This is a genomic window from Maritimibacter alexandrii (genome assembly GCF_005871115.1).
In the GTDB taxonomy this organism is placed as follows: Bacteria; Pseudomonadota; Alphaproteobacteria; order Rhodobacterales; family Rhodobacteraceae; genus Maritimibacter; species Maritimibacter alkaliphilus.
This window is the reverse complement of record NZ_SWKQ01000011.1, coordinates 596746-609633: the sequence shown is the minus strand read 5'-3', so window position 1 is coordinate 609633 and position 12888 is coordinate 596746. Positions and strand designations below refer to the sequence as shown.

The window sequence follows — 12888 nt, the reverse complement described above, 5'->3', positions numbered from 1 at the left end:
TCAAGGGAAGACCGGGGCCAGCATCAGCCCGGTCGTCTCGTCCTCGCCTAGCATCAGGTTCGCGTTCTGCATCGCCTGCCCGCTCGACCCCTTGCACAAGTTGTCCAGCGTCGCGACGACAAGCGCCCGGCCCGGCACCCGGTCCCCGATCACGCCGATGTGGCAGAAGTTCGAGCCCATGACATGCCCCATCCCCGGCGCCTGCCCGAAGGGGAGCACTTCGATGAACGGCTCGGCCTCATACCGCGCGACCAGCGCATTGTGGATCGCCTTGGGGTCGCCCTCGACATAGCAATCGGCGAGGATGCCCCGGTTCACCGGCACCAGATGGGGGGTGAACATGATCTCGACCTTGCGGCCCGCGATGGCGCTGAATTCCTGATCGAATTCGCCCAGATGCCGGTGCTTGCCGCCTTGGGAATAGCCCGTGACATCGGTCGACCGCTCGGCGAACAGCATGTTTTCCTTAAGCGACCGGCCCGCGCCAGAGATACCGTTCTTGAGGTCGCAGATGATCCGGTCGAGATCGATCAGGCGTTCTTCGATCAACGGGCGCAGCGCGAATTGCACCGTGGCGGCGTTGCACCCGGTGCCCGCGACCAGCCGCGCGGACTTGATGTCGTCACGGTAGAATTCGGTCAGGCCATAAACGGCGGACGGCTGAAGCTCCTTCGCCACGTGGTCGTTGCCATACCACTTGGTGTAGTCATCCGGGTTGCGCAGCCGGAAATCCGCCCCAAGATCGACCACCTTCACGCTGTCCGGCAGATCGCGCACCAGCGCCTGAGACAGCCCGTGGGGCAGCGCCGCGAAGCACAGGTCGACCTGAGCAAAGTCAATCTCGTCCATCGTCACCAGCTTGGGCAGCTTCAGATGGCGCAGTTGCGGATAGACCTCGGCCATCTCCATCCCGGCCTTTCGGTCCGCCGACAGCGCGACGATCTCCATCGACGGATGGGTCGCGATCAGGCGAACGAGTTCCGCGCCGGTGTAGCCGGACGCACCGAGAATGGCGATCTTGTGGGTCATAGTCCCCTCCGAATAGTCGTATGGGATTTAGGGCTTTTCGCGCCCCCGTGCAATTCAGGCCTGTTCGAACGCGATCTTGCGTCGCAGGAACCGGGTCGCGCCGGCCGACACCTTTTCGGGTTTGCCGGTGGTCAGGAATTTCGATTCCGTGCCCGACCCGATCATCTTCGGGTGCCGTTCGAGGTAGTCGGCCAATGAAGCCGCCACGAGGCTCGCCTGAGAATAGACGGTCACCTCCGGCCCCAGCGCCTCCTGAAAGACATCCTCCATGATCGGATAATGCGTGCAGCCGAGGATCGCGGCCTCGGGATTGGGCATCTTGCGCTTGAGCGCATCGACGTGCGAGCGCACCAGCGCATCGGCAAGGATCATGTCGCCCTCTTCGATCGCATCGACCACACCGCCGCAGGCCTGCGCCTCGACGTCCACACCGATGGCGCGGAACGCCAGCTCACGCTGAAAGGCGCGGCTCGCCACGGTCGCGGGCGTCGCGAACAGTGCCACGTGTTTCACTGCCACCTCGCGCGGCGGGCTGTTGTCGCCCCACTTACGTTCGGTCAGCGCCTCGATCAGCGGGACGAAAACGCCCAGCACGCGCTTGTCAGAGGGAATCCAGCTTTCCTGCATCCGGCGCAGCGCGGCGGCCGAAGCGGTGTTACAGGCCAGGATCACAAGGTCGCAGCCCTCGTCCCACAGCCGCGACACGGCCTTGGTCGTGAGGTTGTAGATATCGTCGGCGTCGCGCACGCCATACGGCGTATGGGCGTTGTCACCGAAGTAGACGAAGGGCACTTCCGGCAGACGTTTCGTGACCGCGTCCAGCACCGTCAGCCCGCCAAGCCCCGAGTCGAATATCCCTACTGCCATCGCCTGCCGCCCTATGCCCGGCGCCGTTCCTCGAATTCATACCCGGTGGCGCGCCAATCCACCGGCGTTGGCGACAAGGCATAGGTCCGTTCCCTGAGGAAATCCATCATGGATTTCGGGTCCGCGCGAAATTGCGCAAGCGTGTCCGGGGCGATGGGTTCGCCGATGATCGCCTGCACCGGGCGATCCACCCGTGCGCGGAACTCATGCATGAGCAGCCCCATGCGCAAGGACACCGACAGATGGCTCGCCAGTTGAAAGAGCCGCGAGTTCTGGCCGTCGAAATAGATCGGCACCACCGTCGCCCCGGATCGCGCCACCAACTTGGCCGTGAACCGCCGCCATTCGGGGTCCATCGCGCGGCCAAAGGGCGTGGCGGCGGTCGACACCGTGCCGCAGGGAAACACCCCGATCGCCCCGCCCTCGGTCAGAAAACCCTGCGCGTCCTTGCGCATCTGGATCGTGCGCCGCGCAGCCTCCGGCGTGCCGGCGAAGTCGACCGGCAGGATCACGTCGCGCAAGTCGGCGGCCCGCGAGAACACCTCATGCGCCAGAATGCGGAACCCCGCAACCCGCGCCCGTTGCAGGATCAGGCCCATCAAAAGCCCATCCAGAACCCCGAACGGATGGTTCGCCACCAGAACGACTGGCCCCGTGACAGGGATCGCGGACAGGCCCGCGCCGCCCAGCACCGGATCCAGCCCATAGCGGGCCGCCATCAGCGACCAGAACTCGGCCCCGCCCGCAAGCTCGGCCTCATATCCCATCGCGCGGCGCATGAGCCGCCGCCGCCCGGTCGCATCCTCGATCACGCGCACGGCAAACCGCGCCAGCCGCCCTTCGATGGTGGGCGCATAGGAAATACCGCGCGCCGCGCCCTGCATCACCTTGCCTGCTCTGCCGTTCCCGCCTTGATGCCACAACAGCATGAAGATTTGATGAAGGCGCGCCCGTCCGCGACTTCTCCGGTCGCAAAATACCTCGGGGGAGGATGCATTTGCCTGCAAATGCAGCCGGGGGCAGCGCCCCCAGAACGCGACGCCCCGCCTCAGGCGGGGCGGCGCAAGACCTGTGCCGGCGCAAGCCCGCTCCGTCTGAAAACGCTACTCGGCCGCCTTGGCCTGCGCCTGAGGGCCATCCCGGAACGCCGCCAGCAATTCCTCGCGCCGTTTGGCGGCCTTTTCGGCATTCGCCTCCTTCACCGGGCCGAACCCGCGGATGTCGAGCGGCAGGCGAGCCAGGGCCTGCGCCGCGGCCTTTTCCCCGCCCTCGTAGCCGTTCAGCACCATGTCCATGTCGCGCTCGTATTCCGCGATCAACGCACGCTCCATGCGCCGCTCCTCGGACCGCCCGAACGGGTCGAGCGGGTTGCCGCGCAGCACCTTGAGCCGGGGGAGCAGGCCGAGCGCGTTCACGAAGCCTTCGCCGAAGGCGCGTTTTTTGGGTCGCCCGTCCGGCGCCGTGCCGTTCATCACGGGCGGAGCGAGGTGCACCTTCAGGGACAGATCCCCCTCGAACGCCGCCTCGGCCTTGGCGCGGGTGTCACGCAAGAGCCGCGCGACCTCGTATTCGTCCTTGTAGGACAGGAGTTTGTGATAGCCCAAAGCCAGCGCCTCGCGCATCGCATCATCCGGCGCACGATCCACCAGTTTGCGGTATTTCTTGGCGAGACGTGCGTTTTGATAGGCGGTCAGGTGACGCTCTCGGAAAGCGATTTTCTCGCCCAAAGTCAATGGCTTCTGAACCACCTTCGAACCAGCCGCGCGCTCGGCGGCCTCGCGGTCCACGATGACCCAGCGCCCGGCCTCGAAGGCGCGTTTGTTGCGCTCGACCGCCTGACCGTTCAGCTCGATCGCGGTCATGATCGCCTCATACCCGATCGGGATGAGGCCTGCTTGCCACGAGGCGCCCATGACCATCATGTTGGAATAGATCGTGTCGCCCATCAGCCCTTCGGCCAGTTCGGTGGCGTCGAACAGGGTCACCCGATTCTTAAGCCGCGCTTCAAGAGACAGCGCCAAACGGTCGCCCGGAATACGGAAATCGGTGTCGCGGGTGAAATCCCCCGTGACGGTTTCGTGGCTGTCGACCACGCCCCCGGTGCGCCCCGTGGACATCAGCCCAAGCGTCTTGGCATCCGCGGACACCACGAGTTCGCCCCCGATAAGCGCGTCCAGTTCACCCGTCGCGATGCGAATGGCCGAAATGGCCTCGGGCGTTTCGCCTACGCGCAGGTGCACGGCAACCGCGCCGCCTTTTTGCGCAAGGCCCGCCATCTCCATCATGCCCGCGCCCTTGCCGTCGATATGCGCGGCCTGCGCCAGCACGGCCCCGATGGTGACGACACCCGTGCCGCCGACGCCGGTGACCACCATGTTCCACGTCCCGTCGATGGTCGGCAGGACCGGATCAGGCATGTCGGGCATGGTGATGTTCGGCGCGGCCTTTTTGCGCGGCGTGCCGCCCTCGACCTCGATGAAGCTGGGGCAGAACCCTTTGAGGCAGGAGAAATCCTTGTTGCAGGCCGACTGGTCGATGGCGCGTTTGCGCCCCAGTTCGGTTTCCTCCGGCACGATGGCGACGCAGTTCGACTGCACCCCGCAATCGCCGCAGCCCTCGCAGATGTCGGTGTTGATGAGGATGCGCTTGTCCGGGTCGGGAAACTTGCCCTTCTTGCGCCGACGACGTTTTTCGGCCGCGCAGGTCTGAACATAAAGAAGGACGGTTACACCCTTGATTTCGCGCAGTTCCTTTTCGGTGTTCTCAAGCTGATCGCGCTCGCGCACCTCGACACCCTTGGGGAAGCGCGCCGGATCGACCTCTTCCTTCGGGTCGTGCACGACGACCAGCCGTTTCACACCGGCGGCGGTCATTTCGGCGGCGATCCGGTAGGGGTCCAGCCCGCCCTCGTTCGCCTGCCCGCCGGTCATGGCGACCGCGTCGTTGTAGAGGATCTTGTAAGTGATGTTCGTGCCCGCCGCGATGGCCGCGCGCACCGCTTGGATGCCTGAATGGTTATAGGTGCCGTCGCCAAGGTTCTGAAACACATGCTCGCGGGTCGAGAACGGCGCTTCCCCGATCCAGTTCGCGCCTTCCCCGCCCATATGCGTGAAACCCAGCGTCGAACGGTCCATCCACTGCACCATGTAGTGACAGCCGATCCCCGCATAGGCGCGCGACCCTTCGGGCACCTTGGTCGAGGTGTTGTGCGGGCAGCCCGCGCAATAATACGGCAGGCGTGCCGCGATCTGCTCGGCATTGTCCGCCTTGCGTGCCTCGGCGATCTTCGCGAGGCCCGCCTTGATGTATTCGGTCTCGCGCCCCTCTTCGATCAGGATGTCGCCCAGCTTTTCCGCGATCATCACCGGGTCGAGCGCGTAGCGGGTGGGGAAAAGCTCCAGCCGACGCCCATGCTCCCACGTGTCGCCCTTATGCCAGCCATAGACACGGCGCCCGCGCCGGTCGTCGAAGATCGCTTCCTTGATCTGCACTTCGATCAGTTTGCGCTTTTCCTCGACGACGACGATCAGATCGAGCCCTTCGGCGAATTCGTGGAAGCTGTCCATGTCCAGCGGCCAGGTCTGCGCGACCTTGTAGGTGGTGATGCCGAGCCGCTCCGCCTCGGCCTCACCGATCCCCAAAAGCGACAGCGCGTGCACGAGGTCGAGCCAGTTCTTGCCGGCGGCGACGAAACCGATCTTGGCGCCGGGATGGCCCCAGACACGGCTGTCGATGCGGTTCGCGCGGGCGAATGCCTCGGCCGCGAAGCGCTTGTAGTCGATCATCCGCGCTTCCTGCACGATGCGGTCATCGACCAGCCGGATGTTCAGGCCGCCATCGGGCATCACGAAATTCTCGGGGGTGACAAGGTTCATCCGGTCCGGGCGACCGTCCACGACCGACGTCGCCTCGACCGTGTCCTTCATCAGTTTCAGCCCGGCCCACAGCCCCGAAAACCGACTGAGTGCATAGCCATAGACGCCGAGATCCAGAATTTCCTGAACACCGGCAGGCGACAGCACAGGCATATAGGCATCGACCATCGCCCAGTCGGACTGGTGCAGCACGGTCGAGCTTTCGCCGGTGTGGTCGTCGCCCATCGCCATCAGAACGCCGCCGTGTTTCGACGATCCCGCCATGTTGGCATGGCGCATCACGTCGCCGGTGCGGTCCACCCCCGGACCCTTGCCATACCAAAGGCCGAACACGCCGTCATGGGTGCCCTCGCCGCGCAGTTCGGCCTGTTGCGAACCCCACAGCGCAGTGGCCGCGAGATCCTCGTTCAGCCCCGGCTGGAACACCACGCCCGCATCGGCCAGATCGCGCCCCGCCTTCATCATCCAGCTATCGACGCCGCCCAGAGGCGAGCCGCGGTAGCCGGTGACGAGACCGGCGGTGTTCAGACCCGCCGCCTTGTCGCGCGCGGCCTGAATCAGCATCAGGCGCACCATGGCCTGCGTGCCGTTCAACAGGACCGGGCTTTTTTCCAGGTCGAAACGGTCGTGAAGTGATACATCTTGCCGCATTGGCGCGCTCCTCCGGCTAGCTCTTGGGCAAGGTCAGGCTAGGTCAATTGTTTTGACCTGTAAAAGTCTTATGTTGTTTATCAGGGCCTTGGCATTTCACGGTTTGATGATGATAAGAAGCCCACAAAATTCAGGTTTGCAGAGCAACAAGCGACACCGATGGACTGGGACAAGCTAAGAATATTTCACGCGGTTGCCGACGCCGGAAGCCTCACCCATGCGGGCGATGCGCTCAACCTGTCGCAATCGGCGGTATCGCGCCAGATTCGCGGGCTCGAAGAGAGCCTGAACGCGACGCTTTTCCACCGTCATGCCCGCGGCCTGATTCTCACCGAACAGGGCGAACTTCTGTTCGACGCGACCCGCGCGATGGTCCAGCGGCTCGACGCCGCCGTGGCGCGCATCCGCGATTCCAAGGAAGAGGTGTTCGGGGAACTGCGGGTGACGACGACCACGGGGTTCGGGTCGCTCTGGCTCGCCCCGCGTCTTGCGAAACTCTACGAGCAATACCCCGATCTCAAGATCGACCTGATGCTCGAAGAGCGCGTTCTCGACCTTCCCATGCGCGAGGCCGACGTGGCGATCCGGCTCAAGGAGCCGTCGCAGGCCGATCTCATCCGCAAGAAGCTGATGGGCGTGAACATGCGGCTCTATGCCACCCATGCCTATCTCGATGCCCACGGCCGCCCGGAGCGGATGGAGGATCTGTCGAAGCACCGGATCATCTGCCAGAACACCAACTCGGCGCAGGTCAGCGCGGGGGCCACGTTCACGCAGGAAATCCTGACGCATAACGTGGATTCGCTGCTCACCGTGAACAACTATTTCGGCGTGCTCCAGGCGGTCCTGAACGGGTTGGGCATCGGCATTCTGCCCGATTACATCCTTCAGGACTTTCCCGAGATCGAGCGTGTGCTTCCCGAAGAGGAAAGCCGCGAGATTCCGGTGTTCCTCGCCTATCCCGAAGAGCTGCGGCATTCCAAGCGGATCGCGGCCTTCCGCGATTTCGTGACGGAAGAGATTTTCGAACACCGCAAGCAGGCCCTCGAAAGCGGGAACGTTTGATGGCATAGCCTGCCGCGACCATATCCCCGCAATGCCCCCGACCCGAACGACCAGACAATCCCGGCGCCTCGTCATCCATGCCGGCCAGATCAAGACCGGCAGCACCTCGATCCAGACGGCACTGGCGCGGGGCGGCCTCGTCGTGCCCGGCCATACATGGGCCTATCCCCGCCTGCCCGGCTTTCTGGATCACGTCTCGCTCGACCCGATCCTGCGCCGCGCCTACCGCGAGGGGAAACGGCGGGACCGCTGGGTCATCGACGCCCTGTCCAACCTGCTCGCCCTCACCCGCGCCGACACGGTCATCCTGTCGGCAGAGCACTTCGCGAACCTGCCCCCCGACGTGCTGGCCAAGGCGGTGGATCGCGCGCGCCGCACGTTCGGAACCTGCGAGATCGTGGTCTATATCCGCCCGCATCTGGGCGCGCTGACCTCGCTGTTCGTCGAGTTGATCAAACAGGGCAGCACGCAATCGACTTTCGATGCCTTCGCCGCCGACGCGCATCGGCAGTTCATCTACATGCGAAAATACACGGGCTGGAAAAAGAACCTGTCGCCGTCGGTGAAGGTCACGCTGCGCCCCTTCGTCCCGTCCGCCCTGATCGGCGGCTCTACCGTCACGGATTTCGCCGCGACGGTGTTTCCGGGTCAGGATGCACAGGTCGACGGCGGCGCGTCGGACCGCAAGAACGCGGCCTTGGGCGTTCGCGACCTCATGCGGCTCAAGGTCTGGCACAGGAAATTCAAGGCCATCGGGTTCGACGGCTCGAACCAGATCGCCTGGCCGCTCGCCGATGTCGTGGCGCGCGGCGGCGCCGACGGCGGTCCGAAGCTGCGGATGCACCGCGCCCTCGCCGACCGGATGGCCGAGGTCTATGCGAAAGACGCCGCCCGTTTCGACGCGGCATGGTTCGGCGGCACGCCCTATTTGGCCGAGGCGCTGGAGCGCGAACGCGAGGCCGCCATAGACGCGCCGATGTCGGTCGAACCCGAGGACTGGCTGAACCCGGATGAAATCGCGATGCTGGAGGCGATGGCGCAGATGTTCGCCGAGGCGCAATCGCGCCACAGCCTCTGGCCAGCACGCCTGCGCCACGCCCATGTCAAACGACAGATGCGCGAAGCCTGAACAAGCTATGCACCAAACGCATAGCAGCATTGTTCACACTCTGCTTGCTCAATGGGCGCTGCGCCCATAAATCCCCCCTCGAAGCTGGTCATCGAGACTTCTCTGGCCGGTTTCACCTCCCTGTTGGACTTAGGCCGGGCCTCGTGCCCGGTCTTTTTTTGTCCGCCGTAGACCGCTCCCTCCCTTCCCCCCGCCCGCGCCTTCCCTTATGAGGCAGGCAATTGCCTTGAAGGGGACCCGCGCATGACCACCGAGCCTGAGATCACCGAAGAGATCATTGCAGCGCACGGGATCAAACCGGACGAATACGCGAACATTCTGCGCATTCTGAATCGCGATCCGAATTTCACCGAACTCGGCATCTTCTCGGCCATGTGGAACGAGCATTGCTCTTACAAGTCGTCGAAGAAATGGTTGCGCACCCTGCCCACCGAAGGCCCGCAGGTCATCTGCGGACCGGGTGAGAACGCAGGCATCGTCGACATCGGCGACGGTCAGTGCATCGTCTTCAAGATGGAAAGCCACAACCACCCGTCCTACATCGAACCGTATCAGGGCGCGGCGACCGGCGTGGGCGGCATCCTGCGTGACGTCTTCACCATGGGCGCGCGGCCCATCGCCGCAATGAACTCGCTGTCCTTCGGCGAAGTCACGCATCCCAAGACCAAGCGTCTGGTGCATGGCGTGGTCGAAGGGATCGGGGGTTACGGCAACTGTTTCGGCGTGCCGACTGTTGGCGGCGAGGTGCGCTTCCACCCGGCCTATAACGGCAACTGCCTTGTGAACGCCTTTGCCGCTGGCCTTGCCGACACCGACAAGATTTTCTACTCGGCCGCCTCGGGCGTCGGGATGCCCGTCGTCTATTTGGGTGCCAAAACGGGCCGTGACGGCGTGGGCGGGGCCACCATGGCGTCCGCCGAATTCGACGACACCATCGAAGAAAAGCGCCCCACGGTGCAGGTGGGCGACCCGTTCACCGAAAAGCGCCTGATGGAGGCCACGCTGGAGCTGATGGCCACCGGCGCGGTGATCTCGATCCAAGACATGGGGGCCGCGGGCCTCACCTGCTCCGCCGTCGAGATGGGCGACAAGGGCGAGCTTGGCATCAAGCTCAACCTCGACGACGTGCCGCAGCGCGAAGAGAACATGACCGCCTATGAGATGATGCTGTCCGAGTCCCAAGAACGGATGCTCATGGTCCTGAACCCGGAGAAAGAGGCCGAGGCGCGCGCGGTGTTCGAGAAATGGGATCTCGACTTCGCCATCGTGGGCGAGACGATCCCCGAGGACCGCTTCCTCATCATGCATCAGGGCGAATGCCGCGCCGACCTGCCGCTGCGCGCCCTCTCCGGCAACGCGCCGGAATACGACCGCCCTTGGGTGCCGACGCCCGAGGCCGCGCCGCTGGCAGACGTGCCGCAGATCGACCCCATCGACGGGCTGAAGGGCCTGCTCTCATCCCCCAACTACGGCGCAAAGCAATGGGTCTATGAGCAATACGACCACATGGTCATGGCCGACACCGTGCGCCGCCCCGGTCTGGGCGCGGGCATCGTGCGTGTCCACGGCACCGAGAAAGCGGTCGCATTCACCTCGGACGTCACGCCGCGCTACGTGAAGGCGAACCCGGTCGAAGGCGGCAAGCAGGCGGTGGCCGAAGCCTTTCGCAACCTGACCGCCGTGGGTGCCACGCCGCTGGCCACCACCGACAACATGAACTTCGGCAACCCGGAAAAGCCCGAGATCATGGGGCAATTCGTGGGTGCCATCCAAGGCATCGGCGAAGCGGTCAAGGCGTTGGACATGCCCATCGTGTCGGGCAACGTGTCGCTTTACAACGAAACCGACGGGACAGGCATCCTGCCCACCCCGACCATCGGCGCCGTGGGCCTTCTGAAGAACCTCGAAGAAGACCTGATCGGCGGCGAAGCCCGCGAGGGTCACGTGCTGCTGCTCGTGGGCGAGACCGGCACGCATCTGGGTCAGTCCGCGCTGCTTTACGAAGTGTTCAACCGCGAAGACGGCGACGCGCCGCATGTGGACCTCACCGCCGAGAAGAAGAACGGCGACTTCATCCGCGCCAACCGCGCCTATATCCGCGCCTGCACCGACATCTCCGACGGCGGCCTCGCGCTTGCGGCCTTCGAAATGGCGGAGGCGGCCGGCGTGGGCGTGCAGATCGATACAGACGAGACCCCGGCACTTTTCGGTGAAGATCAGGCGCGCTACCTCGTCGCCTGCAACTTCGATCAGGCCGAGGCACTGATGACCGAAGCGGGCAAAGCGGGCGTCACGATCTCATCCGTCGGCAAATTCGTGGGCGACACTGTAAAATTCGGCGGCTCGGAAGCCCCGCTCTCGGACCTCGCCGCACTCTACCGCTCCAGCTTCGCCGAGAAAGCCACCTGATCCGGCGTCTCGGACCCCGCGCCGTGGCGGCCACGGCCTCGTTGCTCGTGCTCTGCGGCGCTGGATATGTCGCGCTCACGCCGGAAAACCCAGAGACTTCGGCGCCCGAGGCCGCCATCGCCGCGACCGAAGCGTTCCTCGGCGTGACGCTGGCCGGCGATCCGACCCGGACCCGCGTGTTGCTCATCCGCGAGGACAGGCCCCTCGTCCGCGTCATGATGGTCCTGCCCGACGCGGCCTACACCCGCCTCGCCCAAGACCTGAACCACGTCCACAGACACGACCCGCGCCGCGAGGTGCAGGGCCTGCCCGACCCGGATGCCCAGCGGGTTCAGACCCACAGCCCGTGGCGGGCAAGCTATTTCACGGTGGACGGTCCGGATGCCGGGCTGATCTGGGTCTACGCCCGGACCCTCGAACAGGATCTGACCGAAGTCCAGATCCTCGCCTATGACCCGGACCCCGAGGCATTGGAGGGCGCGCCGTCCCTGACCGGGATCACCGCGCTGCTGCGGCCTTGATCGCGGCAGGCAACCACTGGCTGAACCCGGGCGACAGCGCCTCGTATCGGGCGATGAAGTCCGGGTGCGACAGATACATCTCGGCCAGCCCGGCATGGGCCTCGGGCGAACAGGGCCTGCCCCACATGCCTTCGATCCAGTCGCGGTGCGCGGCCACATCGGCGCGGCCGGGGGGCACCCCGCCCTCATAATCCGCGACCAGCGCCCCCTCGATCGCGCGCAAGGCGTCCATCTTGCCGTCCATCCCCATCGGCGCGTGGGCCAGATGCGCCTTCGACGCCGCGATCGCCTCGGCCATCCAGTCGCCGTAGGTTTCGACCAGCCGTGCCTCGAGCACGGCCTGCTCTTCCGGCGCGGGCGGCCAGTATAGGTTTTCGAGCGCCATTCTGCGTCCTTTCCTCTCGGTTTCGATCGTCGCATCGAGCGTCTCGATCATGCCGGTGACCCGCGCCGCCTCGGCCTCCAATCGCGCCCGGTGCGCGATCAGCCGCGCCAGCCGGTCTTGACCGTCCAGCATCGCGCCGATCTCGTCCAGCGGCACGCCGCCCGCCTTCAGCGCGAGGATTTCCTGCAACCGCTCGGCCTCGGCCCGCCGGTAGTAGCGGTATCCGTTGGCGGCCACATGGGCCGGGCGCAACAGTCCGATCTCGTCGTAATGGTGCAGAAGCCGCACCGTCACACCCGCGACCCTAGCCAGTTCGCCCACCGTCATCTCGTCGATTCGCTCAGTCATGGCGCTTTCATGGGGCCTCACCCCGCGTGAGGGTCAACACCCCTTGCACGGGCGCGCGGCCCGCGTCACATATCGCCCATGGCCCTGATCCCCGATATGACCTCCGACTGCGCCAATTGTTCGGCGCTGTGCTGCATCGCGCTCGCCTTCGACGCAGGCGAAGATTTCGCGATCGACAAACCGGCGGGGCTGCCCTGCCCCAACCTCAACGGGAAACTGGGCTGCTCGCTCTACAACCACCTCGAAGACGCGGGCTTTCCCGGCTGCGTCGCCTATGAATGCCGTGGTGCCGGTCAGCGCGTCACGCAGGAGGTGTTCAAGGGCGACACATGGGCCAAGACGCCGGACATCACGCAACCGATGCTCGCGGCCTTCGCCACGATGCGCCAGATCCATGACGGGATCGAGCTTTTGCTGGTCGCGGAAAGGCTCGACCTGCCCGACAGCTACGAGGCCGAGCGCGAGGCCTTGCTCGACCTCTACGCCCCGGACGAGGGCTGGACCGAGGAACAGCTCTCGGCCTTCGCGGCCTCTGAGGCGCCAGCCCGGCTCAAGGCCTTCCTGCCAAGGCTTCGCGACTTCGTCTGAGCGCCAGCGCACAGCCCCCGC

10 protein-coding genes are annotated in these 12888 nt (G+C 65.1%); 5 read left to right on the top strand and 5 right to left on the bottom strand.

Features of this window, described 5'->3' with window-relative positions:
• From argC to FCT00_RS11105, 4 genes are all read right to left on the bottom strand, one after another.
• Positions 1–1029, bottom strand: a complete 1029-nt coding sequence (argC, locus tag FCT00_RS11120; protein ID WP_138423066.1) for an N-acetyl-gamma-glutamyl-phosphate reductase — start codon at positions 1027–1029, stop codon at positions 1–3.
• A gap of 54 nt (positions 1030–1083) precedes the next feature.
• On the bottom strand, positions 1084–1896 hold the full coding sequence (murI, locus tag FCT00_RS11115) for a glutamate racemase (protein WP_138423065.1): 813 nt from the start codon (positions 1894–1896) through the stop codon (positions 1084–1086).
• 11 nt (positions 1897–1907) lie between these two features.
• Positions 1908–2825 carry a lysophospholipid acyltransferase family protein gene (locus FCT00_RS11110; protein ID WP_235888996.1) on the bottom strand — a complete coding sequence of 306 codons (918 nt, stop codon included), beginning with the start codon at positions 2823–2825 and terminating at the stop codon, positions 1908–1910.
• Positions 2826–2999: 174 nt separating this feature from the next.
• Positions 3000–6422 (bottom strand): indolepyruvate ferredoxin oxidoreductase family protein, encoded by a 3423-nt coding sequence (locus FCT00_RS11105; protein WP_138423064.1) that lies wholly within the window; start codon positions 6420–6422, stop codon positions 3000–3002.
• 159 nt (positions 6423–6581) lie between these two features.
• Between FCT00_RS11105 and FCT00_RS11100 the strand changes: the two genes are divergently transcribed.
• The 4 genes from FCT00_RS11100 to FCT00_RS11085 all read left to right on the top strand — a co-directional run bounded on the left by FCT00_RS11100 (position 6582) and on the right by FCT00_RS11085 (position 11546).
• Positions 6582–7487 (top strand): LysR family transcriptional regulator, encoded by a 906-nt coding sequence (locus tag FCT00_RS11100; RefSeq protein ID WP_008328406.1) that lies wholly within the window; start codon positions 6582–6584, stop codon positions 7485–7487.
• Positions 7488–7518: 31 nt separating this feature from the next.
• Positions 7519–8616: a hypothetical protein gene (locus tag FCT00_RS11095; protein WP_138423063.1), complete on the top strand. Its 1098-nt coding sequence runs from the start codon at positions 7519–7521 to the stop codon at positions 8614–8616.
• A 243-nt stretch (positions 8617–8859) separates the two neighbouring features.
• Positions 8860–11025 (top strand): phosphoribosylformylglycinamidine synthase subunit PurL, encoded by a 2166-nt coding sequence (purL, locus tag FCT00_RS11090; RefSeq protein ID WP_138423062.1) that lies wholly within the window; start codon positions 8860–8862, stop codon positions 11023–11025.
• A 23-nt stretch (positions 11026–11048) separates the two neighbouring features.
• Complete coding sequence (locus tag FCT00_RS11085; RefSeq protein WP_138423061.1) at positions 11049–11546, top strand: hypothetical protein; 498 nt, start codon at positions 11049–11051, stop codon at positions 11544–11546.
• Here the strand turns inward: FCT00_RS11085 and FCT00_RS11080 are convergent.
• On the bottom strand, positions 11524–12279 hold the full coding sequence (locus FCT00_RS11080; protein WP_212748005.1) for a MerR family transcriptional regulator: 756 nt from the start codon (positions 12277–12279) through the stop codon (positions 11524–11526). The genes FCT00_RS11085 and FCT00_RS11080 overlap by 23 nt on opposite strands.
• Positions 12280–12357: 78 nt before the next feature.
• On the opposite strand from FCT00_RS11080, the gene FCT00_RS11075 reads away from it, so the two are divergent.
• On the top strand, positions 12358–12867 hold the full coding sequence (locus FCT00_RS11075) for a hypothetical protein (protein WP_138423060.1): 510 nt from the start codon (positions 12358–12360) through the stop codon (positions 12865–12867).
• Positions 12868–12888 lie beyond the last annotated feature (21 nt).